Source organism: Vibrio sp. 03_296 (genome assembly GCF_002265885.1).
In genome coordinates this window covers 60,187-86,627 of the sequence record NZ_NPKW01000029.1, presented here as the reverse complement: position 1 = coordinate 86,627, position 26,441 = coordinate 60,187, and the positions used below count along the sequence as shown (strand labels likewise).

General features: G+C 47.3%; 22 protein-coding genes. 15 read left to right on the top strand and 7 right to left on the bottom strand.

Annotation, left to right across the window (positions count from 1 at the left end; all coding sequences use genetic code 11):
• Positions 1-1,106: group II intron reverse transcriptase/maturase (gene ltrA / locus CIK04_RS02490; protein WP_325205691.1), on the top strand; the 1,106-nt coding region annotated here is incomplete at its 5' end.
• A 179-nt stretch (positions 1,107-1,285) separates the two neighbouring features.
• Here ltrA and CIK04_RS02485 read toward each other — a convergent pair.
• On the bottom strand, positions 1,286-2,572 hold the full coding sequence (locus CIK04_RS02485; protein WP_097353163.1) for a hypothetical protein: 1,287 nt from the start codon (positions 2,570-2,572) through the stop codon (positions 1,286-1,288).
• Positions 2,573-2,711: 139 nt separating this feature from the next.
• Here CIK04_RS02485 and CIK04_RS02480 point away from each other — a divergent pair, with 139 nt between their 5' ends.
• The 5 genes from CIK04_RS02480 (at position 2,712) to dnaJ (ending at position 9,064) form a co-directional block, all read left to right on the top strand.
• Complete coding sequence (locus tag CIK04_RS02480) at positions 2,712-3,890, top strand: TonB-dependent receptor (RefSeq protein ID WP_097353162.1); 1,179 nt, start codon at positions 2,712-2,714, stop codon at positions 3,888-3,890.
• Complete coding sequence (locus CIK04_RS02475) at positions 3,874-4,773, top strand: metal ABC transporter solute-binding protein, Zn/Mn family (RefSeq protein WP_097353161.1); 900 nt, start codon at positions 3,874-3,876, stop codon at positions 4,771-4,773. The genes CIK04_RS02480 and CIK04_RS02475 overlap by 17 nt, the downstream gene beginning before the upstream one ends.
• Positions 4,770-5,555: a metal ABC transporter permease gene (locus CIK04_RS02470; protein ID WP_045588654.1), complete on the top strand. Its 786-nt coding sequence runs from the start codon at positions 4,770-4,772 to the stop codon at positions 5,553-5,555. The genes CIK04_RS02475 and CIK04_RS02470 overlap by 4 nt, the downstream gene beginning before the upstream one ends.
• A gap of 240 nt (positions 5,556-5,795) precedes the next feature.
• Positions 5,796-7,706, top strand: coding sequence for a molecular chaperone DnaK (gene dnaK, locus CIK04_RS02465; RefSeq protein WP_017789335.1), 1,911 nt, complete (start codon positions 5,796-5,798; stop codon positions 7,704-7,706).
• Between the two features lie 209 nt (positions 7,707-7,915).
• Complete coding sequence (gene dnaJ, locus CIK04_RS02460) at positions 7,916-9,064, top strand: molecular chaperone DnaJ (protein WP_017789254.1); 1,149 nt, start codon at positions 7,916-7,918, stop codon at positions 9,062-9,064.
• Positions 9,065-9,128: 64 nt separating this feature from the next.
• Here dnaJ and CIK04_RS02455 read toward each other — a convergent pair whose 3' ends face one another.
• On the bottom strand, positions 9,129-9,563 hold the full coding sequence (locus CIK04_RS02455) for a type IV pilin protein (protein ID WP_170861609.1): 435 nt from the start codon (positions 9,561-9,563) through the stop codon (positions 9,129-9,131).
• 102 nt (positions 9,564-9,665) lie between these two features.
• Between CIK04_RS02455 and CIK04_RS02450 the strand changes: the two genes are divergently transcribed.
• The 5 genes from CIK04_RS02450 to CIK04_RS02430 all read left to right on the top strand — a co-directional run bounded on the left by CIK04_RS02450 (position 9,666) and on the right by CIK04_RS02430 (position 14,262).
• A complete protein-coding gene (locus tag CIK04_RS02450; protein WP_097353160.1) occupies positions 9,666-10,178 on the top strand; it encodes a GspH/FimT family pseudopilin in 513 nt (170 codons plus the stop codon).
• Positions 10,156-10,773: a PilW family protein gene (locus tag CIK04_RS02445; RefSeq protein WP_013572319.1), complete on the top strand. Its 618-nt coding sequence runs from the start codon at positions 10,156-10,158 to the stop codon at positions 10,771-10,773. The genes CIK04_RS02450 and CIK04_RS02445 overlap by 23 nt, the downstream gene beginning before the upstream one ends.
• Entirely contained in the window at positions 10,770-12,014 is a 1,245-nt protein-coding gene (locus tag CIK04_RS02440) for a hypothetical protein (protein ID WP_045591711.1), read from the top strand. Before CIK04_RS02445 ends, CIK04_RS02440 begins: the two co-directional genes overlap by 4 nt.
• Complete coding sequence (locus CIK04_RS02435; RefSeq protein WP_045591710.1) at positions 12,004-12,423, top strand: prepilin-type N-terminal cleavage/methylation domain-containing protein; 420 nt, start codon at positions 12,004-12,006, stop codon at positions 12,421-12,423. Before CIK04_RS02440 ends, CIK04_RS02435 begins: the two co-directional genes overlap by 11 nt.
• A gap of 279 nt (positions 12,424-12,702) precedes the next feature.
• Entirely contained in the window at positions 12,703-14,262 is a 1,560-nt protein-coding gene (locus CIK04_RS02430) for an AbgT family transporter (RefSeq protein WP_017420834.1), read from the top strand.
• 43 nt (positions 14,263-14,305) lie between these two features.
• On the opposite strand, the gene fghA is transcribed toward CIK04_RS02430, so the two are convergent.
• A complete protein-coding gene (gene fghA / locus CIK04_RS02425) occupies positions 14,306-15,151 on the bottom strand; it encodes an S-formylglutathione hydrolase (protein ID WP_097353159.1) in 846 nt (281 codons plus the stop codon).
• Positions 15,152-15,200: 49 nt separating this feature from the next.
• A complete protein-coding gene (locus CIK04_RS02420) occupies positions 15,201-16,331 on the bottom strand; it encodes an S-(hydroxymethyl)glutathione dehydrogenase/class III alcohol dehydrogenase (RefSeq protein ID WP_097353158.1) in 1,131 nt (376 codons plus the stop codon).
• Positions 16,332-16,483: 152 nt separating this feature from the next.
• Here CIK04_RS02420 and CIK04_RS02415 point away from each other — a divergent pair, with 152 nt between their 5' ends.
• A complete protein-coding gene (locus CIK04_RS02415) occupies positions 16,484-17,368 on the top strand; it encodes a LysR substrate-binding domain-containing protein (RefSeq protein WP_072608805.1) in 885 nt (294 codons plus the stop codon).
• 36 nt (positions 17,369-17,404) lie between these two features.
• Positions 17,405-17,950: a tRNA adenosine(34) deaminase TadA gene (tadA, locus tag CIK04_RS02410; RefSeq protein WP_017420838.1), complete on the top strand. Its 546-nt coding sequence runs from the start codon at positions 17,405-17,407 to the stop codon at positions 17,948-17,950.
• 446 nt (positions 17,951-18,396) lie between these two features.
• Here the strand turns inward: tadA and mltF are convergent, their stop codons facing one another.
• The gene (mltF, locus tag CIK04_RS02400) at positions 18,397-19,989 is read right to left on the bottom strand and encodes a membrane-bound lytic murein transglycosylase MltF (protein ID WP_097353157.1); all 1,593 of its coding nucleotides are present in this window, start codon (positions 19,987-19,989) and stop codon (positions 18,397-18,399) included.
• A gap of 297 nt (positions 19,990-20,286) precedes the next feature.
• Here mltF and purL point away from each other — a divergent pair, with 297 nt between their 5' ends.
• Both purL and CIK04_RS02390 read left to right on the top strand, forming a co-directional pair.
• Positions 20,287-24,180, top strand: coding sequence for a phosphoribosylformylglycinamidine synthase (gene purL / locus CIK04_RS02395; protein WP_097353156.1), 3,894 nt, complete (start codon positions 20,287-20,289; stop codon positions 24,178-24,180).
• Positions 24,181-24,339: 159 nt separating this feature from the next.
• A complete protein-coding gene (locus CIK04_RS02390) occupies positions 24,340-24,657 on the top strand; it encodes a DUF3622 domain-containing protein (protein ID WP_017420841.1) in 318 nt (105 codons plus the stop codon).
• Positions 24,658-24,734: 77 nt separating this feature from the next.
• Here the strand turns inward: CIK04_RS02390 and CIK04_RS02385 are convergent, their stop codons facing one another.
• Complete coding sequence (locus CIK04_RS02385; protein WP_097353155.1) at positions 24,735-25,199, bottom strand: DNA-directed RNA polymerase subunit beta; 465 nt, start codon at positions 25,197-25,199, stop codon at positions 24,735-24,737.
• A 128-nt stretch (positions 25,200-25,327) separates the two neighbouring features.
• On the bottom strand, positions 25,328-26,386 hold the full coding sequence (locus CIK04_RS02380) for a succinylglutamate desuccinylase/aspartoacylase family protein (protein WP_011078437.1): 1,059 nt from the start codon (positions 26,384-26,386) through the stop codon (positions 25,328-25,330).
• Positions 26,387-26,441 lie beyond the last annotated feature (55 nt).

The window sequence follows — 26,441 nt, the reverse complement described above, 5'->3', positions numbered from 1 at the left end:
AGTACCAACCACAGCCGGTCAGACGGGTAGAAATCCCGAAAGACGGCGGTGGAGTGAGATTGCTTGGCATCCCGACAGTTCGGGACAGAGTTGTCCAACAAACCCTAAACGACCTCTTAACCCCTATCTTCGAAGAGCAGTTCCATCCATCAAGCTTTGGATACCGCCCAAATCGAAGTTGTCACGACGCCATAAACAAAGCCACCATGTTCATCCGTCGTTATGGTATGCAGCATGTCGTGGATATGGACTTGTCAAAGTGCTTCGATAAGCTCGACCACGAACTTATCCGAAGGAGTATCCGAACACGAGTCACAGACGGCAGCGTGCTGGCACTGATAAATCAGTTCCTGAAAAGTGGWGTGATGGTTGATGGGCATTGGCAGCAGACAGAATTAGGGAGTCCGCAAGGTGGGGTAATAAGYCCACTGATAGCGAACATCTATCTGGATGCGTTCGATCAGGAGATGCGAAAGCGTGGTCACCGCATAGTGCGCTATGCGGATGATATCTTGATCTTCTGTCGTAGCCGAGCAGGAGCAGAGAATGCGCTTGCWCAGGCGACAAAGATACTGGAAAAAGAGTTGAAACTGACGGTGAATCAGAGCAAATCTCATATAGCACACAGCGAAAATGGGGTGAAGTTCCTTGGCGTCGAAATCGGGGAACAATACACCCGAATTCAGCCCAAGAAACTGGCTCTGTTCAAACAGACGTTGAAGCAGATGACCAAACGCAATGGCGGAAAGCCACTAGAGCAGGTCATTAACGAGCTAAATCCCGTCTTACGAGGGTTCAGTCAGTACTTCAGGATCGCCAATACCAGCAGGGAGTTCTCGCGAATAGCAGGATGGTTAAGGCGCAGACTGCGCAGCATCCAGTTAAAATTATGGAAGAAACCGACACGGTTGCACCAGAGGCTGAAACAGCTTGGTTACAAGCCGCCGTTCAGGTCAATTCAAATGAGTAGCTGGAAAAATGCGCAGAGTCCCTTAGCCAGTTATGCGATGCCAAATCAATGGTTTAACGATCTTGGTTTGTTCAATATCGAGCATGTTAGGACAGGGTACGTGTTCAGCAATTATGCTGAATGGAAGTGTGCATGAGCCGTATACGAGGCCCGTACGTACGGTTCTGTAAGAGGGATGAGGCGGCAACGCCTCACCCTACTTGTTGTACTTTGAAATGATGCCCCATCTTTTCTCACTGATTGCATCAAACATCAAACATCAAACATCAAACATCAAGCATCAAACATCAAACATCAAGCATCAAGCATCAAGCATCAGTGCTGATGTTCTTGTTCCACGGTACCGACCCAAGTGAGTAAGTGAGGAACAAAACCAAGCGGATGTTGAAGGATCTCTTCTTTGACAAGATCGATTTCCAGCAGTTGGTTATTGGCAGGATCGCTCACAATAAGATGACCTGTACGTTTGTCTTCCGTTAACTGAATTTTTTGTCCTTCCGCCAACGCAGGTGGCGTTTCCCATAAAGTGATGTTGTGGCTTTGAATGAAATTCGCCGCGGCATTAAACACTTTCAATATGCCGTTGGAGTTCACCACAACAAATACGTCGCTAGCAGCATAATGAGCTAAAACCCCTTCCTCCGGAGAGGATTTCCAATTGACCTCTTTCAGTTCTCCTTGGGCGAGATAAAACGCTTGAGCCTGACGAGTGAGAAACAGCAGTTTATCCGCAGCATCAAAACCCACCACAGTACCAAATCGAGATCCTGTGTCTAAACCTGCTGGATTGGCGAGTTTGGTGAATTGCGGGGTGGTACTTGGTGTATCAACAACGATCACGCCATCACTGCACGCAAAAGCCACTTGTGTTTTGGATTGCGCACTGCCGTGAAGCGCTGGGCACGCATCGGGTGAGGTGCTTAATTCGTGAAAATGGTCACCGTGCCGCTCAAGAGCCACGACTTTGTTTGGCAAAGCGGGATTGGCCGCATTGTCGACCATGCCGGTAAAAGCATGTTCCCCAAACAGTTGCGCGGTGCCGTGTACGGCATAACTAAAGGTGTATTGAGCTAGGGCTGTGCCATTGGCGATGCTGGCATCATTCAATACTCGGAACTCTGCGTTTTCTCCGCTGTTGCTGTCGCCATCAAAAAAGAGCGCCGCAGCGTGGTCACTAAGGTCGTAATGCGTTGGTTTGATGCCCTGATACTGGGTCGTGAGCAATTGCGGACGCTCTACGTGTAAATGGAAATGATCGCCATGCGCTTCTGCTTCAATGCCGGAATCGAGAACTTCAACGAGGTTTTGAGTGCGTTGCAGGGCCAACGCGTAGCGCCCATCTGGGCTGGTTTTCAGGCCAGATGGCGTATTTTGCAAATTAAACTGTTCCAATGGTGCCCAATTTTTGCCTTCAAGAACATAGAGATTAGTGCTGCCTTGCTCTGTGACGACCAAACGGCTCATGGCGGATGGCGCGTGGTCTGAATCTTGATGATTGTGATGGTCTGCTTTGTTCTCGCCTTCGCTACAGCCACTGAGTGTCAGCATGACGGCCAGTGAGAGTGCGCTGTATGTAACTTTGGTGGTCAACAGGAGTTGCATTTAACGATGTCCTTTCATTTGAACGATGGAATAAACCTAGCGAATAAACTTAGTAGGTTAGATTGATTTATGAAATGTTATAACATAACATTTGTCTCATTCAATAGTTTTGAGACGTATTATCATTAATTAATCGGAGATGGATGTAGTGAGAGTCCCAGCAGTAAAAAAGAGTGGGTTGTTTTTGTGTGGCGCCATGCTCATCAGTAGTTCAGCGGTCAAAGCAAATATTGATATTGGCGTAGTCCTAGATGGCAGCTATCAAAATGAATCTCGCCATTGGGGAGGTCGTGATAAGGGATTTTCGCTTGGGCATTCTGAGCTTGTGCTAAGCAGTAACATTGATCATCACTTCAAAGGCCAGCTCGTTACGGTATTGGCGAGCCATGGTGGAGAAACCGAGCTTGAACTCGAAGAGGCCTGGATAGAAACGCTCAGTTTACCGCTGGGATTCAAACTGAAAGCGGGAAGATTGCTCTCTCACATTGGTTACCTAAACAATAAACACATGCATGAAGATGCGTTTATCGAACGGCCGGCTGTTTATCGCGCATTTCTTGGTGGTCACTATTTCGATGATGGCGTTCAAATGAGTTGGTTAGCGCCGAGCGATTTTTATCTGCAGACAAGTATCGAAGCGTTTAGCGGAAAGTCTTTGGATGCAGGGTATAGTGAACCGGTGAGTGTTGGCGTGTATACCGCGAACGTGCAAATTGGCGCAGACTTAGGTGTGGAGCATAGTTGGCGTTGGGGAGTGAGTGCGCTTTACAATGCCAATGGTCGTCAGTTTGTTCATTCTGAGTCATCGGATCACAGTGCGCATGATCATCATCATGATCACGCGGGTCATTCGCATGGGCCCGCGATAACAGGGCGTCATTTATACGGCACGGATTTCACTTGGAAATGGGCGCCAGAAGGTAACTATCGTCAAACCAATCTGAGAGCCAGCAGTGAATTTTGGTATTTAGACAATCGATTTGATCCGCAAATGGCGAATGTGCCTGGAGCGGAACAAGCTGCACAAGGTTGGTATGCCGAAGTCGCCTATCAGTTCCAGCCGAGTTGGACCATGAGTACACGTTATGGGGAAGTGCGAACTGTGGAGGGAGACGTACACGCTCATGGTGATCACTTGCATGGCGAGTTTTCTCGTGGCGATCTGAAAGAGTGGGATGTCGCGCTGGATTGGCATGCTTCCCATTTTGGTCGCATTCGTGGTCAGGTGACCTATGAAGAAAGCGTTGATGGCGATGAGACCTTATTTAGCCTGCAATACGTGATGTCATTTGGAGCGCACCATGCTCATGCGTTTTAGTGTTTGTTTGTCGCTGTTACTTTTGAGCATGCCGAGCATCGCTGGGCTGAATGTCTTTGTCTGCCAGCCGGACTGGGCCGATTTAGTTCGCCTGCATGCGCCTGATGCCCGGATTTACTCTGCAACCACAGCGATGCAAGACCCGCATTATGTTCAAGCGAGGCCATCACTGATTGCACAAATGCGCCGTGCAGATCTGGTCGTCTGCTCTGGTGCTGAGCTGGAGATTGGTTGGCTACCTGAACTGCAAAGGCAAAGTCGCAACCCGAAAGTACAGAACGGGCAAACGGGGTTGTTGTGGGTCAGTGACTATGTGCAAATGCTGGATAAACATGAGCAGGTTGATCGTGCTATGGGCGATGTCCACGCGCACGGCAACCCTCACGTCCAATTTGCAGTGGCCGATATGCCGGCTGTATCTCGTGCGTTAGCGGACAGGCTTGCGCTTATCGATCCAGACAATCAGTCCCTATATAAAGGAATGGGGGTAAAGTTTCGCCATGCGTGGCAAAAACGTTTGTCCGTTTGGCGCGAGCAAGCAAGACCATTACGAGGTATGCAAGTGGTGGGTTACCACCAGACCTATCGCTACCTTTATGCTTGGTTGGGAATCGAACAAGTGGCGGATCTTGAACCAAAGCCCGGATTACCACCGACGATGGCGCATCTGCAAAAGTTGAATCAACTCGATTTGAGCCAAGTGAGTGGTATCGTCTACTCCAGCCATCAACCTGTGGATTCGGCCAACTGGTTGGCCCAGCGAAGCCAGTTGCCGATTGTGCAGTTGGCTCAAAGTGTTGGAGGAAGAGCGCAGGCCAGCGATCTGTTCGCGCTGATTGATAACAGTATTGCGCAACTGCTTCAGTTGAGAAGCACACCATGAGCACGCACATGTGGCTAATGACGCCGGCGGCCATTGGCTTGCTGGCTTTGGTGAGTAACATCATTTTAGGAAGGCAAGTGTTACGCCGTGGAGTGGTCTTTATTGATTTGGCCATGGCACAAATCTCGGCATTGGCGATGATCATCGTCGAGCTCTATGCAGGTTTTGACGCCAGTTTGCTGAGTAAAGTGCTGGCCTCGTATCTACTGACTTTACCAGTGGCTGGGTTACTAAGTTATTTAGAGTATCGAGCGACGCCGCACTTGGAAGCCATGATTGGCCTGCTGTATGTCATTGCTGCGTGCGTTTCCATCAATGTGGTGAGCGTTCAAGCACATGGTAAAGAGTTGATTGATTCACTGTTGGGTGGGCGTCTGCTATGGACAGACATCACTGATGTTGGTTTGGTGTTTATGGTGACGCTCAGTTTGCTTTGGGTGCAATGGCAGCGTCGTCATTGGTTGGAGGGAGCAAAATTCTATCTGTTGTTCGCTTTGGCGGTTCCGCCTTTGGTGATCAACCTTGGGGTGTATCTTGAATTTGCGGCACTCATTTTGCCCGCTTTGTTTGCCTTGCTCTTTCGATCTTCGCTCTATTGGTGGGCAGCGATAAGCCTGGGTATTGTTGGTGGGAGCGCCGGATTTTTGATGTCATTGTGGGGAGATTATCCGGTCGGGCCCAGTATTGTGCTGGCCATGGCAGCAGTTGGCGCCGTTGGTGTCATAGTTAAGCGAGCGAGTTTACATTTTCAACGTGCAGAGTCTCGTTCTCTCACGTCTTAAATTATCTTTTCATTTGTGCGGAGCGGATATTGGCTCCGCCATCTGATGACTTGAATCCAATAAAAAAATATCACTTTTTTTCATGTTGCCCCTTGAAAAGGTTTTTGACGCCCCTATCTATGAGGCATAAGTGAAACACACAACTTATTTTGGTTTTGTGAGTAAGGGTTGAATCCCCATTGTCGATCCCCATATAGGGGATAAAGCAAAAGAAAATAGAATTTATTTGGAGATAGCCAGATGGGTAAAATCATTGGTATTGACTTAGGTACTACTAACTCTTGTGTTGCTGTACTAGACGGCGACAAACCACGTGTAATCGAAAATGCGGAGGGTGAGCGCACAACTCCTTCAGTTATCGCTTATACCGATGGTGAGACTCTTGTTGGTCAACCTGCAAAACGTCAAGCGGTAACAAACCCAGAAAACACGCTATTTGCAATCAAGCGTTTGATTGGTCGTCGTTTTGAAGATGAAGAAGTTCAACGCGACATCGAAATCATGCCATACAAAATTGTGAAGGCGGATAACGGTGATGCTTGGGTTGAAGCGAAAGGCCAGAAAATGGCTGCTCCTCAGGTTTCTGCTGAAGTTCTTAAGAAAATGAAGAAAACAGCGGAAGACTTCCTAGGTGAACCAGTAACAGGTGCGGTAATCACTGTTCCTGCATACTTCAACGATGCTCAACGCCAAGCAACAAAAGATGCTGGCCGTATCGCGGGCCTAGAAGTTAAGCGCATTATCAACGAACCAACAGCAGCGGCACTAGCATACGGTCTAGATAAGCAAGGTGGTGATCGCACTATCGCGGTATACGACCTAGGTGGTGGTACATTTGATATCTCTATCATCGAAATCGATGAAGTTGAAGGCGAGAAAACCTTCGAAGTACTCGCAACTAACGGTGATACTCACCTTGGTGGTGAAGACTTTGACAACCGTCTAATCAACTACCTAGTAGCCGAGTTCAAGAAAGACCAAGGTCTTGATCTGAAGAAAGATCCTCTAGCGATGCAGCGTGTTAAAGAAGCAGCAGAAAAAGCGAAGATCGAACTGTCTTCTACTAACCAGACTGACGTAAACCTGCCATACATCACGGCAGATGCAACCGGTCCTAAGCACATGAACATCAAAGTGACACGTGCGAAGCTAGAATCACTGGTTGAAGACCTAGTTCAACGTTCACTTGAGCCACTAAAAGTTGCGCTTGCGGATGCAGACCTTTCTGTAGGTGACATCACTGACGTTATCCTAGTAGGTGGTCAGACTCGTATGCCTATGGTTCAAGCGAAAGTAACAGAGTTCTTTGGTAAAGAGCCTCGTCGTGACGTAAACCCAGATGAAGCAGTAGCGGTAGGCGCGGCTGTTCAAGGTGGTGTACTTGCGGGTGATGTAAAAGACGTTTTGCTACTAGACGTAACACCACTGTCTCTAGGTATCGAGACTATGGGTGGTGTAATGACGAAATTGGTTGAGAAGAACACCACTATCCCAACCAAAGCGAACCAAGTGTTCTCAACGGCGGAAGACAACCAGAGTGCGGTAACGATTCACGTGCTACAAGGTGAGCGTAAACAAGCGATGTACAACAAGTCGCTAGGTCAGTTCAACCTTGAAGGTATCAACCCTGCACCACGTGGCATGCCACAGATCGAAGTCATTTTCGACCTTGATGCGGACGGTATCCTACACGTATCTGCGAAAGACAAGCAGACAGGTAAAGAGCAGAAGATCACTATCCAAGCTTCTGGCGGTCTAAGCGACGCTGAGATCGAGAAAATGGTACAAGAAGCAGAAGCAAACAAAGAAGCGGACAAAAAGTTCGAAGAGTTAGCCACTGCTCGTAACCAAGCTGACCAAATCATCCACGGTACACGCAAGCAAGTAGAAGAAGCGGGCGAAGCGCTACCAGCAGATGAGAAGGCGAAGATCGAAACCGCAATCAGCGAACTTGAAGAAGCTCGTAAAGGCGAAGACAAAGAAGCGATCGAAGCGAAAATCCAAGCGCTAATGGCAGCAGCTCAGAAGCTAATGGAAATCGCTCAGCAACAAGCTCAAGCTCAACAAGGTTCAGCAGATGCTGGTGCTCAGTCTCAAGAAGACGATGTTGTTGATGCTGAGTTTGAAGAAGTGAAAGACGACAAGAAATAATCTTGTTTAACCAGATGGCAATACGCCATCTGGTGTTTAACTTCCTGTTTGCGGGCGTTTGGGGTAACTCTTACGCCCGTAAGTTTGTAAATACCTGTGTACTTATAGATAAAGGACCGCATTGTTTGAGAACGTCGCACCTTTATCTATATCGATACAAACACCAAGCGGAATCAACCGTTTGCAGTAATTAATTGGTGACGAACAATATGTCAAAACGTGATTTTTACGAAGTATTAGGCGTTAGCCGCGATGCCTCAGAGCGAGACATCAAAAAAGCATATAAGCGCTTGGCTATGAAATTTCACCCAGATCGCAATCAGGGTGACGAGTCTGCTGCGGATAAGTTTAAAGAAGTAAAAGAAGCGTACGAAATTCTGACCGATCCACAGAAAAAAGCAGCTTACGATCAATATGGCCATGCTGCATTTGAACAAGGCGGTGGCGGCTTCGGCGGCGGTTTCGGTGGTGGCGGTGGCGCTGACTTTGGCGACATTTTTGGTGACGTTTTTGGCGACATCTTTGGTGGTGGCCGTCGTGGTGGTGGTCATGCTCGTCCACAGCGTGGCGCGGATCTGCGCTACAACATGGAACTGTCGCTAGAAGAGGCCGTTCGTGGTGTCTCGAAGGAAATTGAAGTTCCAACATTGGTTCATTGTGATACTTGTGAAGGCTCGGGCGCGAAGAAAGGCACTTCTGCCGAAACTTGTGGCACCTGTCATGGCCATGGTCAGGTTCAGATGCGCCAAGGTTTCTTCGCTGTGCAGCAAACCTGTCCAACCTGTCACGGCAAAGGCAAGATCATCAAAGACCCATGTAATGTGTGTCATGGTCAAGGCCGTAAGCAGAAAACCAAAACGCTCAATGTTAAGATTCCAGCAGGTGTTGATACCGGTGATCGCATTCGTCTCTCTGGTGAAGGGGAAGCGGGCGAGCGTGGCGCTCCAGCCGGTGATTTGTATGTACAAGTGCACGTAAGAGAGCACCACATCTTTGAACGTGAAGGCAATAACCTTTACTGTGAAGTGCCAGTCAGTTTTGCTATGGCGGCACTGGGCGGCGAAGTGGAAGTTCCGACACTCGATGGCCGTGTGAACTTGAAAGTGCCATCGGAAACACAAACGGGTCGTATGTTCCGTATGCGCGGTAAAGGTGTGAAAGGCGTTCGCGGCGGCGCAATCGGTGATTTGATTGTGAAACTTGTGGTTGAGACGCCAGTTAACTTGAGTTCACGTCAAAAAGAGTTACTGAAAGAGTTTGAAGAGTCTTGCTGTGGTGAAGCTGCCACCAAGCATAAGCCAAAATCAGAAGGTTTCTTTAATGGAGTGAAGAAGTTCTTTGACGATTTGACCAGCTAGTCATGTGATAAGAATTCAGTACGACAAAGCCCGTCTGGTGATGCCAAACGGGCTTTTTGTTTTACTACCAACAAGCCGCTGGTTTCGCTTGATTGGTTGAGTTGAGCGTCATTTTTTTTATCGTTTCATTGGCTAGGCATGGATCGTTGTTTTGCCCTTTAGTGGTTTGTGCAGTCGCTGTGATGGTGTATGCAGCGGATGCTGAACTGGCAACAGAAAATGTATATCTTTCCGAGAGAGACTCGCATATCAGGCAAGTACTGCCGGATAGGATTTGCGTCCATTGATAACCACCATTGTAGCTACGTTCCAACTCCAACTGAATTTTTGCCATATCTGCTTTGGCTACTGTTCTATGCGACTCGATCACATAATTGTTGTAGCTTGGGTAGCTGATGCTTGCCAATACCCCTACGATGACTACGGCGATTAATAATTCGATCAATGTCATACCAGATGAGTGTTTTTTGTAGTGTTTGCAGGGAAAATTTCGAATCATCACGAACACTTCCTCGTTGATTTTCCTCCTATTTTTCTATGGTGCTAGCATTGGTGCAAGTTGAATTGTTGCTTAGCAATAGATTACATAGGAATTTGGGAAATGACTCGCGGCTTCACACTTTTGGAGCTCTTAATTACAGTGGCTATACTGGCTGTAATTTTAGCTTGGGCAACGCCTAGTTTTACTCATGTCTCTCAAACGGTGCAGATGCAAAGATTGGCTTCAGAACTGAGCGGATTTTTAAATCAAAGTAAATCAGAAGCGGTTGCAAGAAATGCCAAATTATACGTTCACTTTACCAAAGAAAAGTCCGAAGTAGCTGACAAAGGTGAGTGGTCTTTAAAACTAAGCACGTCCGCCAGTGCAGCGGGCGGTACAGTTCTTTATTTATCGGGTTCGTCATATTCAGGTTTATCTACGTATCACAACTACAATCAGAAATTTATCTCTTTTGACCCGATTAGAGGGAGGCCACAGGGAGGAAGTATTGTCTTTTATCCCACATCAGATGTGACCAAGAAACTCTCTATTGTTATTTCCAACCCGCCTGGACGAATTCGGGTATGTAGCCTTTCGGGAGCAAAATTATATGATTATCCAACTTGCTCGTAGAAAGCACCAGAGAGGGAGCTCTCTGGTTGAATTAATGATTAGTGCCATGCTGGGTGTAATATTGATTGGGATTGTTGGCTCATTATTCTTGAGCTTACAAAAATCAGCTAAAGATAAAAGCTTGCATTTAAATTTGATGCAAAGTTTAGATATCACTTTGTCTGTCATTAAAGAGGATATTCAGAGAGCAGGTTACGATGGTGGTTTAGGGAGCTCTCTGAAGTTATCGGGGGCAGCAGGGACTGTATCAGTAAGTGGCGCTTCTTCAATTGGTTTTGTTTACTTCAAAGATGGCTCTTTTGAAAATAAAGATTATCGAAACATTAAGTATAGACGTGATGGAGATCGACTATTGGTGTGTGAAGAGGGGGTTCTCACCTCTTCTCAAATAAAGGGTTTATCGGATATTGGTTCCTGCAAAACACTCCTTGATGATGGCATCTTAAAGGTAAATCAGTTTTCAGTGAGTTCTGCAGTTGTGGCAAATACTCAAGCCTCAAGTAAGGTGACAACAATCATCCTTGGACTAAGTACATTGGATGGTTCGTTGAGTGAAACTTCTACGACGGTAGTTAAGCAAAGGAATTGGCAATGAAATCGAAAGCTATTCAATCAGGTTACGCAACATTGTTGGTTACGTCTATTTTGTTGTTGCTTGCGCTAGTCGTTTCCTTAGCATCTTCTCGTGGTTTGTTTTATCAGATAAAAATAGCCCAGAATGAAGTGAAGGCTCGTCAAGCACATTGGAAAGCAGAAGGTGGATTAGAATGCGCCTATTCCATTAATAAAGTTTATCCGAACCAACTTCCTACTGCACAAGATTATTCTCTTTGTACACTGAGCAATGTGGTTTCAAATCAATCTGTTTCAACACCAGAAAACTTTGTAGTCAATTCAACTGCCGATGGTTATTACAGTTTGGAAAAAACATTAAAAAGATATTCTAGAGTAACTGGAGCCATTCAATCTCGATCTGATTTGATGTTAATTGGCTCGTACACATTCACTCCTGAGTTTATCGACCCCAATGTATGTGTCTCCGTTCGCTTTAAAACATCAGTAAGACTAAAAGGAGCATTCGTTACAACAGATCCTGGAAGTAATGTATGCGGGGCCAGTTACAAAACTAACACACAGAAGCCGGACGCATGTATCCCAAATGACGCGAATTGCTCAGGAACTCAATTTGACTATGACATTAAAGTTGTCGGGAACAATACGGATTACATCGGCGATGGCAAGATGCTCGCTCACGACTTTATACATGATGCCACGCTTGACTCATTTGAGTCTTTCTTCGGAAAACCTAAGGATAAGATTGAGAGTGTCAGAGCAGGTTTCAATGTCATACAAGGTACGGTAGGTACCTCTGGTGGTTCATGCCAAGAACGAGTAAGAGATGCGTTTGTTCTAAATAATAAAGTGTGGGTGAAGGGAGACTGTGATCTGGAAGATGGTTCTGAATTGGCCCCTACAAAAATAGGGAGCACACCAAAGGTTTTAGTTGTCGAAAATGGCCTTTTAGCTGTCTCTGGAGCCTATGTCTTTAATGGCATGGTTTACCACTTGTTCTCATCTGCTATCGGAGATATGACGTCCAAATGGACGAGTGATGTGTCGGTATCGAGCGAATTGGGATTATTGAGTACAGACGAAAAGAAAAAGTTGACTTTCTTTACCAATGGCGCCTTTGCTCCTACTGGGGGGTATGTTTTTGACACAGTAGGGGGCCTTAGTGTGTTTAATAGTGCTGTAGATTTGGATTTTGATGCTAGTGCGATACCAGCTTTAAGTAACAAAGCAACTTGGTTAAAAGGATCATGGAATGATTTTTAAACAGAAAGGATTTAGTCTTTTAGAAGTATTGATTTCTTTTATACTCATTGGGATTGGTGCATTAGGTCTAACTAAGCTTCAAATCTATATTGAAAGAGAAGCGGACTACGCTTCACAAAGTATCCAAGCGTTACGTTTAGCAGAGAATCAATTGGAATTGTTTCGTACACGAGGAGCATCCAGTGCTTCTTCGGGGGGAAATGTAATCGATTTTGACAGTATAGCTGCATCAAGTTCAAGTTCCTCTCTATCTCCAATTTATACGACTTCTTGGAATGTTGTGTCGACTACAGTGTCAAGTTCATTAAAAACAATAGAGATAAAAACTACGTGGACGGATCGGCTAGGTGATTCGCACTCTATTGAGCTTAAAACAATGATTTCCAAGTACAGCGAATTTGATATGTGATGAGTTGATATTGAGTGGTTAAATGGTGGCAGGTGCTTCAGTTGTTATCGTGATGTATTTCAATATGGTGTCGTTTTTGTTTCAAAAAAGGGTTTTTGATTGTATTTAATTTGTTGCACATTGATTGTGTTTTTGCAAAATATGTCTCCAAATATGGAAAAACTTTCGGAACCTTGTGCTTTTCTTAAACGGATTTAATAGAATCAAACGTTGAAAAATAGGCTGAAACAATAATTTTAAGAAGCCATTGGCACCAACATCATTGATTATGGAGTTACCATGAGTAACCAAGCTGTAAATCAAGCGCCATCGCCGAAGCCGAGCGGCATGGATCGTTTTTTGAACTTCATTGAAAGGGTAGGGAACAAGATCCCAGATCCTGCGATTTTGTTCTTCTGGGCACTAGTGATTACTTGGGCTGCGTCTGCACTTTTGTCAAACGTTTCGTTTGATCTTATCAACCCTCGAACTGGCGACGCTCTTGCAATCAAAAACCTTCTGACTGGTGAATCATTAGCCAGTTTCCTTGCAAACATGGTGACTACGTTTACTGGCTTTGCACCTCTAGGGATCGTGTTAGTGGCGATGCTTGGTGTCGGTGTTGCGGACTCTTCAGGCTTTATTACCACAGGCCTTAAGAAGATGCTGAATTTCACGCCAGCTAAGCTTCTGACTCCAATGCTGATTTTGGTTGCGATCGTATCGCACACCGCAGCGGATGCAGGCTACGTACTGGTTATTCCTCTAGGTGGTATCATTTTCCATGCGGCAGGTCGTCACCCTCTTGCAGGTATCGCGGCTGCGTTTGCGGGTGTATCAGGTGGCTTCTCTGCCAACTTTATCCCTTCAGGTATCGACCCTCTATTGGCTGGCTTTACACAAACGGCAGCTCAGGTTCTCGATCCTGCGTACGTGGTTAACCCACTAGCAAACATCTTCTTTACTGGCCTTTCTTCAGTCATCATTGTTGCTATTGGCTGGTACGTAACAGAGAAAATCATCGAGCCTCGTCTTGCGAGCACGCCGATTGATGACGATGCGGAAAAAGCACCAGATCTTGGTTCATTCACCGAGTTAGAATCGAAAGCGTTCCGTTACGCTGGTTGGGCGATGATGGCAGGTATTGCGCTGCTTATCGCTGCTATCTGGCCTGAAAACTCAGCGCTGCGTTCACCAAATGGTGAAATTACGGCGTTCTCTGCTCCGATCATGAAGTCAATTGTGCCATTGATCTTCATCCTGTTTATCATCCCTGGTTATGTCTACGGTCGTGTGTCTGGCACGTTCAAATCTAGTAATGACATCATCAAAGCGATGGCAACAACGATGTCGACGATGGGCGCATACATTGTGATGTCGTTCTTCTGTGCACAGTTCTTGTCGGCATTTGCTCAGTCAAACATCGGTACCATGTTGGCACTCTACGGCGCTGAAGGCCTGAAAGCGATGAACCTGCCAGGTGAGGCGACGATTGTTGGTATGATTCTGCTGACTGCGTCAGTGAATCTACTTATCGGTTCAGCATCGGCTAAGTGGGCATTGATTGGTCCTATCCTAGTTCCAATGCTAATGGCTGTGGGTATTTCTCCTGAGCTTTCTCAAGCGGCTTACCGTGTGGGCGACTCTGTATCCAACATCATTTCACCGTTGATGGTGTTCTTCCCACTTGTTGTTGTTTACTGCCAACGTTACGTGAAATCAACCGGTATCGGTACGCTTGCATCATTGATGATGCCGTTCTCTATTGCGATGCTGATTGGTTGGACGGTCTTCTTGCTTGCTTACTGGGCAGTGGGTATTCCGTTGGGTGTTCAAGCACCATACACCTACACAATGTAATAGCATTGGATAAGAAAAAGCCTGCATCAGCAGGCTTTTTGCGTTATGTACTAAGATGTTGCCAGTGAAAGGCGAGATGATCCGCAATAAAGCTTTGGATGAAGAAATAGCTGTGATCGTACCCCGGCTGCAGGCGAATTTGAGTATGTGCAGGAGCGTTTTGTAACGCTTGTTGCAGCGTCTCAATTTGCAGTTGTTCTTCTAAGAAGGGGTCGGCAGCACCTTGATCGACCAGCAACGGACGTGTAAGACAATGCTTTTTGAGCAGTTCAACGGCATCGTATTGTGCCCATTGTTCAGTCTCTTCCCCTAAATAATGGCGAAAGGCTTTTTGCCCCCAAGGTGCCTTAGTGGGGTGACAAATTGGACTGAATGCGGAAATAGAGCAATAGCGATCTGGATTACGAATCCCAATCGTCAGAGCGCCGTGTCCTCCCATACTGTGTCCTGCAATGGCCCTTTTTTCCGTGACAGGAAAATTGGTTTCAATCAACTGAGGCAGCTCACTCACAATGTAGTCGTACATCTGATAGTGCTTTTTCCACGGCTCCTGAGTGGCATTGAGGTAAAATCCAGCGCCAAGACCAAGGTCATATTGCCCATCGGGATCGTCGGCGACCCCTTCACCTCTGGGGCTGGTATCGGGGGCAACAATGGCTATCCCTAGCTCTGCCGCCTTTTCAAATGCCGCCGCTTTTTGCATAAAGTTTTCGTCGCTACAGGTGAGGCCGGATAACCAATACAGGACGGGTACTTTATGATGGTTGGTGGCTTGTGGAGGCAAAAAAATCGCAAATCGCATCTCGCAATTCAGCGTGCTTGAGTGATGTTGGTACTGCTTGTGCCAACCTTGGAAAACTTTTGATTGGCTAAGGTGGGTCAAAACCATGCTTGCTCCTTTGGCGAGCCGAAGCTCGCCAATGTTAATAGTGGAGGGGTTATTCGAAGTGAACCACTGAGCGAATGCTCTCTCCGGAGTGCATCAGTTCAAAGGCGTCGTTGATCCCTTCCAGTGGCATTGTATGCGTGATGAATTCTTGTAAACCAAATTCACCAGCAAGGTATTGCTCCACAATCGCAGGCAGTTGAGAGCGACCTTTCACGCCGCCAAAAGCGCTACCACGCCAAACTCGACCTGTGACCAGTTGGAAAGGGCGCGTTGAGATTTCTTGCCCTGCACCTGCTACCCCGATGATGACCGATTCCCCCCAGCCTTTATGGCAGCATTCGAGCGCTTGGCGCATGACGTTGACATTACCGATACATTCGAAAGAGAAATCTACGCCGCCGTCAGTCATCTCGATGATCACTTCTTGGATCGGTTGAGTATGTTCTTTCGGGTTAATGCAATCTGTGGCCCCCAGCTGCTTGGCTAATTCAAATTTTCTATCGTTGATATCAACGGCAATAATGCGACTCGCACCAGCCATACGCGCACCAATAATCGCTGATAAGCCGATTCCACCTAAGCCGAAGATTGCCACAGTATCACCTTGCTTCACTTTTGCTGTATTGATTACCGCGCCCATCCCAGTCGTGACACCACAGCCAAGTAAGCAGATCTCTTCCAGCGGCGCTTCTTTATTTACTTTTGCTAGTGAGATTTCAGGTAACACGGTGTACTCCGAAAAGGTTGAGCAGCCCATATAGTGGAAGATAGGCTTGCCATCTTTATAAAATCGCGTCGTGCCATCAGGCATTAAGCCTTTACCTTGTGTTTCTCGCACTGCTTGGCACAAGTTGGTTTTACCAGACAGACAGAACTTACATTGACCACACTCTGCGGTGTAAAGAGGAATGACGTGATCACCGACTGAGACGCTGGTTACCCCTTCGCCAACCATTTCGACAATACCGCCACCTTCATGACCTAAAATCGCTGGAAAAACACCTTCTGGATCATCGCCTGACAGCGTAAAGGCATCCGTGTGACAAACCCCAGTCGCGACGATGCGAACAAGGACTTCGCCTTTTCTGGGCAGCATGACATCGACTTCTTCGATGCTCAGTGGTTGTTTTGGCCCCCAAGCTACAGCGGCGCGAGATTTGACGAATTTATCTTGAGTCATGGAGAGGCTCCTTTAAGCGTCTAACTAAGCGGTGGCGTATAGGCACACCGAACCAAGAATTTCAGTATAGTCATTTCAAATTGTTTTATAATCCTGTCAAATTGAGAATGACTTTTACACATGAGTAATAATGAATGTGAGGGAGAAGTGTGATGGCCAATATTCATTGGGAAGGTGTGAATGAGTTTGTTGCGGTGGCTGAAAGCGGTAGCTTCACTCAGGCCGCTACGCGCTTAGAAACATCGGTCGCAAATGTGAGCCGCCGAGTCGGACAGCTGGAAGAGCGACTCGGTGTGAAACTGTTGCTGCGCTCAACAAGAAAAGTGTCACTCACTGAGGCTGGGCAGATCTACGTTCAGCATTGTCGTAGCATACTGGAAGGGCTGCATCAAGCGGAGCTAGCAGTGACACAAATGCAGCAGACTCCACAAGGGAAACTAAGAATTACCGCCCCGGTCACTTATGGTGAACAAAAGATTGCGCCGTTGCTGAATGACTTTCTGATTCGTTACCCCAGAATCGATTTGGAGTTAGTACTCACCAACCAAAAGCTCGACTTGATTGAGCAGGGTGTGGATATCGCGGTTCGGCTGGGCCAGCTTGAAGATTCTAGTTCCATGGCGCGTCGACTGAGCGATCGTCATCTGCATGTTTGTGCAACGCTGGAATATTTTGAACAGCATGGCATGCCTCATACGTTATCGGATTTGTCGTCACACAACTGCCTGGTCGGTACCCATGATCATTGGCGTTTTAAAGAGAGTCATCAAGGTCGCTCCATTAAGGTGAATGGGCGTATTCGTTGCTCTAGTGGTGTTGTGTTATTGGATGCTGCTCTGAAAGGGATTGGTTTGGTTCAATTACCGGATTACTACGTTGATGAGCACTTGCGCGCAGGGCGACTTATCGAAGTGCTGGCGCATTTTCGTGATGATCGTGAAGGGGTTTGGGCGCTGTATCCACACAATCGACATTTATCGCCGAAAGTTCGTTTACTGGTGGATCATCTGGCACAACATTTATCTGCAGCCGCATAACCGCTATAATCCACAACCCAGACGATAGAGGTAAACATGGCAGAGACACATCAACCTTTTTCACTTCAAGATGAAGTTTTTATGCGCAGAGCCATTGAGCTTGCCGCGATTGCCGAAAGTGAAGGGGAAGTGCCTGTTGGCGCGGTACTGGTCAAAGATGGCGAGGTGATTGCTGAAGGATGGAATCAATCGATAGGTCAACATGATGCGACGGCCCATGCAGAAATACAGACCTTACGTCAGGCTGGGCAGAGTATGGGTAACTATCGTCTGCTCGACACCACATTGTACGTCACCTTAGAGCCTTGCCCAATGTGTGCTGGCGCACTGCTGCATAGCCGTGTGAAACGCATTGTCTTTGGCGCTCCTGATTTAAAAGCGGGTGCGGCAGGGACGGTACTCGATCTATTTTCTAGTCAAGCGGCGTATCATTACGCAACCATCGAAAAAGGATTGTTAGAGTCGGAATGTCGTGAGCAGTTGCAGGCCTTTTTTAAGCGCCGTCGTAAAGAGATCAAGGCGTTGAAGAAGGAACAGCAGGCTCAAAGTGATCATGATGATGTGGACGTGGAAGAAAAGTAGAGGGCAGTAGCAAACATCTGCTTTTTATGGTGCAGATGTTTACTCATCCATTAAGCGTGGTTCACAAGGTGCACAAAAATGCGATTGCGAGCGCTAATTTTTCTTTTTGTATTCGCTAACTTACGTTTACGTCGGTTAGCCGCTACAGTTTTGTTCAGGCGTTTGGATTGGACGCGACGTCTTAACACAACGACCTCCTACTGACGATAAATAATCCCCTTAACGACGACGATAACGTCTCCGCATTCTTTAGAGCCTTGGCTTTAAGAGAAGTTTTTGGGGTGGTTAAATATGAACTCTTTCAGTACAAGCTTGACGCTTGGAAAGTGACGCTAAGATTTAGATCGACCGAAGTGGTCTGCTTAGCTTAATTCAGAAGAGCGATTTTAGATAAAGTTGTCGATAAAAAGCAATCGACTTTTACAAAAATCGCTCCACTTCTGCTCTTAAGGTTGGACTTCTGTGGTGAGTGTCGCTTGGCTGACGGTGACATCTGGCGACAGAGCTTCGTTTTCTGCTGCGTCAATGTCACTAGCAGCCGCCACTAACTCACTATTTTCGAGTGGCGGGATCACTTGAATTTCACCCTCTTGATCGCTCGCAATCAGAGAGTTTTGTCCCACATGACCAATGATGCTTTGGTAGTAGCGGCGGATATTCTCAACGTAATTTTTCGCCTCGTCTCCACGAGCATAACCGTAGCGAGTTTGGCTGAAATACTTCTTCTGTCTTAATAGCGGCAGTCTCTCTTTCACATCTCCCCAAGAATCTGGATTGCCACCTTGTCGTTTGGTTAAGCGGCGTGCATCCATCATATGACCAAAGCCAACGTTGTAGGATGCTAAAGCAAACCAGATTTTCTCATGTTGAGGGATCGACTCAGGTACACGAGCGACAATACGACGCAGATATTCAACGCCACCGCGGATAGACTGCTCTGGGTCTAAGCGGTTTTTTACGCCAACACTTTGCGCAGTCGGCAACGTCAGCATCATCATACCGCGCACACCGGTCGGCGATTTCGCGAGGGGATTCCAATGTGATTCTTGGTACGCCAGAGCGGCAATTAAGCGCCAGTCAAATTCTGCAGAATATTGCTCAAATAAAGGAGCCCATTTGGGTAATTTATTGTCCAACGCACGGATAAAGGCGCGCGTATCCACATAATCGAAGCTGCCAATGTGGCCAATGTATTTTTCTTCTAGGCGTGCAAGTTCGCCAGATTGACTAATGTTGCCGAAAAACTCAATCATCAGCGCATACAAAGATTCATCCGGTGAACGGCGAACAAACCAAGAAACAGGTTGGTCTTCGGTGACTTCAAATGCGGTGGCTAAATCGGGGTAGAGACGTTGAGCCAGTGATAATTCGATAGAATCGCTGATGGCAAATCTCAGCTCCCCAGTTGAGACGCGGCGAAGCAAATCGTAATTATCGGCATCAGAGACGGTGGTAAATTGCAGCTCTGGGTAATCGTTTTGTAGCGATTTCAACAACGTCACATTTTGTGATTGTTTCACCACTTGCAGAGTGTTGGCAGCCGCATTGTTACTGGTTTCGTCTTCATCTTCTGAGGTGGTTTTGGCGTTTTGGTATTCGACTAACTGTTTTAAGTTACGTGGGCGTAGGGCACCATTTTTGTACACCACGACTTGACTGACGTAATAATAACTTGGCCCGGGGCGAAATTGTTTAATCGCTCTTGGGGTCTGGTTGAGGCCAGTGGCGATCAGGTCGATGTCTCCGCGTTTGAGCATGGGGAACAACTCGGCTTGGCGAAAAGCCACTTTCACTTCAAGTTTGACGCCAAGTTCATCGGCAAACTGACGAGCGAGTTCGTAATCTAAACCGGTTTGTCCATCAGGACCGATGTAATAAGAGAGTTGATTATTGAGAGTACCGACACGGAGTACACCTCTCTGTTTGATCTGATCAAGTTCGCTAGTGGGCTTTGATTCAATCTGACACGCTGATAAAAACAGCGTTGTCGCGATAATAAACAGAAAGTTACGTAGTTGGTGAAGATTAAATATTGGCATCAAGTCTGCTCTCAAAAATCGATTCGTCTCTTTATATCAAAGCGGGCAAGGTAGGCAAAGAAAAAGCGATAGGCAAAATTGTACACCTTTTCTTAGTGACGACATTTTGGTTGTATTTCAAATTTGACAAAAAAAGTGACGCAAACGGTTGCTTTTGGTGTTACATCACAAAAACAATTGCTATATAATGCGCCCGCAACAGAGAGGTGCAATCGGCATAAGTTCGAAGTAAAACAGTATAACCCACTGAATTTATTCCAATATCACCTTAATCAATTGCATAAGAGACCTAAGCACATGAGAATTTTGCGTGGCTCCCCAGCTCTTTCTGAGTTTCGAGTTAATAAACTACTGGAACTTTGTCGTGAACAAGATCTGCCTGTAACGGGCATTTATGCCGAGTTCATGCACTTTGCGGATCTGACCTCTGAGTTAGACGCAGAAGCGCTAGAAAAGTTAGAGAAACTTCTTACTTACGGCCCAACTATCGAAGAGCACGAGCCTCAAGGTCTCTTATTGCTGGTCACTCCTCGTCCTGGCACCATCTCTCCTTGGTCATCAAAAGCGACAGACATTGCACAAAACTGTGGTCTTAACGCGGTGAAGCGTTTAGAGCGCGGCGCGGCGTACTACGTTGAGTCGTCATCAGAGCTTTCTAGCGCACAAATCGACATCGTAAAAAGCATTATTCATGACCGCATGATGGAAGCAGTATTTGGTGATTTAGAAGCAGCAGCGGCATTGTTCAGCGTTGCACAGCCTGCACCAATGACTCAGGTGGATATCCTTTCTGGAGGTCGTCTCGCGCTTGAAGAAGCAAACGTTTCACTTGGCCTAGCGCTGGCAGAAGATGAAATTGATTACTTGGTGGAGAACTTTACTAAGCTTGGCCGTAATCCAAATGACATCGAACTTATGATGTTTGCTCAGGCTAACTCTGAGCATTGTCGTCACAAGATCTTTAACGCCGATTGGACGATCGATGGTGTGGAACAGCCAAAATCGCTGTTTAAGATGATCAAAAATACCTTTGAAACAACGCCAGATCACGTGCTGTCTGCTTACAAAGATAACGCAGCGGTAATGACGGGTTCAAAAGTCGGTCGTTTCTTCCCTGATCCAGAAACGCGTCAATACAACTACCATCACGAAGATGCGCACATCTTGATGAAGGTAGAGACGCACAACCACCCAACCGCAATCTCACCATGGCCAGGTGCTTCCACCGGTTCTGGTGGTGAAATTCGTGACGAAGGCGCAACCGGTATTGGCGGCAAGCCAAAAGCGGGTCTGGTTGGTTTTACCACCTCGAACTTACGTATTCCTGGCTTTGAACAGCCATGGGAAACCGATTTTGGTAAGCCGGGTCGTATCGTCAACGCCCTTGACATCATGCTAGAAGGCCCTCTCGGTGGTGCGGCATTCAACAACGAATTTGGTCGTCCAAACCTCCTTGGTTACTTCCGTACTTACGAAGAGAAAGTGACGTCACACGCAGGTGAAGAAGTGCGTGGCTACCACAAGCCAATCATGATTGCTGGTGGTATGGGTAACATTCGTGACGAGCACGTACAGAAGAAAGAGATCCCTGTCGGCGCAAGTTTGATTGTTCTTGGCGGCCCTGCGATGAACATTGGTCTGGGTGGTGGCGCTGCGTCGTCTATGGCGTCAGGTCAGTCGGCCGAAGATCTGGATTTTGCTTCGGTACAACGTGAAAACCCAGAGATGGAGCGTCGCTGTCAGGAAGTGATCGATCGCTGTTGGCAGCTTGGCGATAACAACCCAATCGCGTTTATTCACGACGTTGGTGCGGGTGGTATTTCAAACGCGTTACCAGAGTTGGTCAATGATGGTGAGCGTGGCGGTAAGTTCCAGCTGCGTGATGTACCAAACGATGAGCCGGGAATGAGCCCATTGGAAATCTGGTGTAACGAATCTCAAGAGCGTTATGTACTCGCGGTCGCACCAGAAAACATGGCGGCATTTGATGCAATCTGTAAACGTGAGCGTGCGCCATACGCTGTGGTCGGTGTGGCAACGGAAGAGCGTCACCTCACGCTGGAAGATGCGCACTTCGACAATACGCCGATTGATATGCCAATGGACATTCTGCTTGGCAAGCCACCAAAGATGCATCGTGAAGCAACCACACTCAAAGTAGACAGCCCAGCGATGACGCGTGATGGCATCGAACTTAACGAAGCGGTGGATCGCGTACTTCGTCTTCCAACTGTGGCTGAAAAAACCTTCCTGATCACCATTGGTGACCGTACCGTTACAGGCTTAGTGGCACGCGACCAAATGGTCGGTCCGTGGCAGGTGCCAGTCGCAAACTGTGCGGTCACAGCAGCCAGTTACGATACGTACCACGGTGAAGCGATGTCTATGGGTGAACGTACACCTGTTGCGCTGCTTGACTTTGGCGCGTCAGCACGTCTAGCCGTTGGTGAGTCTCTCACTAACATCGCAGCGACTGACATCGGCGATATCAAGCGCATTAAGCTGTCAGCAAACTGGATGTCACCTGCAGGCCACCCAGGTGAAGACGCGGGTCTTTACGAAGCGGTGAAAGCGGTGGGTGAAGAACTGTGCCCTGCATTGGGTCTTACTATCCCTGTTGGTAAAGACTCAATGTCAATGAAGACCAAGTGGAATGAGAACGGTGAAGAGAAAGAAGTAACTTCTCCACTGTCTCTGATCATCACCGCGTTTGCTCGTGTTGAAGATGTACGTAAAACCATTACTCCTCAGTTGCGTACCGACAAAGGCGAGACCTCACTGGTTCTTGTTGACCTTGGCAACGGTAAGAACCGCTTAGGTGCTACGGCGCTGGCTCAGGTTTACAAGCAATTGGGTGACAAACCGGCTGACGTCGACAACGCGGAACAATTGAAAGGCTTCTTCGATGCGATGCAAGCTCTGGTTCGCCAAGACAAATTGCTTGCGTACCACGATAAAGGTGATGGCGGCCTATTGGTGACACTTGCAGAGATGGCCTTTGCAGGTCACTGTGGTGTCAACGCGAATATCGCTGCGTTGGGTGACGATGTTCTGGCGGCGCTATTTAACGAAGAGCTCGGTGCAGTTGTTCAAGTTAAGAACGATGAATTGGATTCTGTGCTGTCGACGTTGGCGGCCAATGGTCTAGAAGCGTGTTCACACGTGATTGGTGCGGTTGACGCTTCAGACAACTTTGTGATTCGCTCTGGTGATGCTGTGGTACTGGAACGTTCACGCACTGATTTGCGTGTTATCTGGGCGGAAACAACGCATAAGATGCAGGCACTGCGTGACAACCCTGCGTGTGCAAACCAAGAGTTTGCCGCGAAGAAAGACAACTCAGATCCAGGTCTGAATGTGTCGCTCAGCTACGATGTTAACGAAGATATCGCAGCTCCGTATATCGCGAAAGGTGCGAAACCGAAGATGGCGATCCTGCGTGAGCAGGGGGTTAACTCTCATGTTGAAATGGCCGCAGCCTTCGATCGCGCAGGCTTTGAAGCCACCGACATTCACATGAGTGACATTCTAACGGGTCAAGCGGTGCTGGATGAGTTCCATGGTCTAGTGGCTTGTGGCGGTTTCTCGTACGGTGACGTATTAGGTGCGGGTGAAGGTTGGGCGAAATCTGTGCTCTTTAATGCGCAAGCACGTGAGCAGTTCCAAGCCTTCTTTAATCGTGAAAACACCTTCTCACTGGGGGTATGTAACGGCTGTCAGATGCTTTCAAACTTGAAAGAATTGATCCCAGGTGCCGACTTGTGGCCACGTTTCGTTCGCAACGAATCAGAGCGTTTTGAAGCACGCTTTAGCCTAGTCGAAGTACAGAAATCGGATTCTGTCTTCTTTGATGGCATGGCTGGCTCTCGTATGCCTATCGCTGTTTCGCACGGCGAAGGTCGTGTGGAAGTACGCGATGCTCAACATCTCGCTGCGATTGAAGCATCGGGCACCGTTGCGGTCCGCTTTGTTGATAACCTAGGTAATCCAACACAGCAATACCCGAACAACCCTAACGGTTCACCAAATGCGATTACCGGTTTGACGACAAAAGATGGTCGCGTAACCATCATGATGCCGCACCCAGAGCGTGTATTCCGCACTGTAGCGAACTCATGGGCACCAGAAGGTTGGGGTGAAAATGGCGCGTGGATGCGTATGTTCCAAAACGCACGCAAAAATCTGGGCTAATCCGATTGAAATAATGTGACGCTGAATAAACCGCTAGAGCGCTTCTCTGGCGGTTTTTTTATCAGTGAGCCAATAGCCAATCGCAAATAATTGTGGTCTAATACGCCGCTTGCCAAGGGATGGCTTGAATCCCTTTACAATCCCTTAGGAACATCTGACATGTCTAAAAACCAAAAATTTGCCATCCGCGTGACTGAGAAACGTGAAGGTTGGGCGGCTGAGATTACTCGTCAAGTAACCTCTCGTAAAACTGTTGTTTCAAAGCGTCAAATGGGTTTTGACTCTGAAGCGGCTGCTCAAGCGTGGGCAGAAGCTGAACTCGCTGGTTTTGTTAAGAACCAAGCCGAGCGCAACGAGCGTAAATCGCAGCAACGTAAAGAGCGTGATGCTGAAGCGCTAAGCGCAAAACTTCGTAAAGCAGAACAGCGCCGTGCTCGTGATGCTCAAGCGGAAGATGAAGTGGACGAAGACGAGTAATTCACGACTCAATGCCATTTAGAAAAGCCCCGATGCTCACACATCGGGGCTTTTTGCATTTATGCGTTTACCTAGGGTTAGTTGAAGCAATCTGAGGAGAGTGAAACATGAAAATCACCCTCAGCAGGGGCGGCAAACTGCTTACTACTAGGGTTTAATCCCGGCGTATTGCTGTTGACTTGATTGCGGTAATATTCTTGTTCACTTTTGTGTTTTGGTAAGTCGAAGTGTTGCAAACCATCAGAAAGATCTTTGGCTTCGCCATAGTCGAAATGAGGCTCTTGACCTGATTGAGAGACCAGCATGTCACAGTTGATGCGATTCGCACCACGATCTAAGGTCCATTCGATGTTTTCCTTCCCTGCGTCCAGATCAAGCGATGTGGATAGGTTTTCCGTTTGTGTCATTCTGTCCTGACTCGGATCCTGATTGGCTTCAAAATGCTGTTGCAGGTAGTGGGCGAGATCTGGCGTTTGGGTATGTTGTGCCATGCTTGGCAGTGACAACAAGGCGGCAAAGGAAAGAATGAAACGAAACATCATAGTGACTCGACGGCTATATCAATAATCCAGTGATGGTAAATATCAATAAAACGCCGTTCAATTTATTTCGTGTAATGATATGTATGGCTCACGTGATAGCGTGAGCCAACGTATTGTAGCGAAAGAGGTTAAAGGGGGATTTGCCCTGTGGTGATCAAGTCAATATCACTTTCAACGAGCTCTTCAATATAGCTTTCCACCACTTGCTCGACGACTTCGTCATCTTGACGGAAATAAGCCACATTAAAAATAGCGTCTCCTTCATTAACCAGAGGCAGTGTTTGTTGGCCAATAACAATGCCACCTTTAGGGGCTTTCAACTCCACTTCGTCATGGCCCAGCGGTGAACTGATATAGGCTAAGGTTTCCCCTTTTTCAACTTTGGCGCCTAAGTTGACCACGGTACGCAAAATGCCGTTTCCTGATGCTCGTACCCAACTGGTTGATTTAGCAATGACAGGTTGAGGCAATTTTTTTCGACTGGCTCGGAGCATGCCAATGGCTTGCATCACGCGTTTAACACCGAGCACCCCGGCACTAATGGAGAGAGGATCAAATCTGAGCGCTTCGCCAGCTTCATAGGTTAGTACGGGAATATCGCACTTTTCAGCTTCGGAGCGAATGGAACCATCTCTAAGAGCGGAATCGATGATAACCGGTGCGCCGAAGGCTTTGGCTATTCTCAACGTTTCTGGATTACTCAAATTGGCACGGATTTGAGGCAAATTGGTTCGATGGATGGCTCCGGTGTGAAGATCAAGAATATAGTCGGCTCTTAGGGCCACATTACTAAAGAAGGTATGTGCCATGCGTGAAGCCAGTGCACCTTTTTCACTACCGGGAAAACAGCGGTTGAGATCACGTCTGTCCGGCAGGTAGCGGGATTTATGAATAAAGCCAAACACATTCACGATTGGAACGGCAATAACGGTGCCTTTGATTTGGTTAGGATCGAGGCTGTTAATCAGTTGCCTGACAATCTCAACGCCATTGAGTTCATCACCATGTATTGCAGCATTGATCATCAGTACAGGGCCAGCATTGCGTCCATTGATGATTTCAATCGGGATCGAAAGAGGAGAGTGGGTGTAAAGCTGCGCCGCATCGAGCTCTATCTCTAACCGTTGTGCGGGGGGGATTTTGTGTCCTAAGATCTCGAACACTTTGTTTTTCTTGATACGAACCATACTACTTCCTGTATTTGCTGTTCCACTGACTCTAACAACGCAGCTAAGGTGAAAC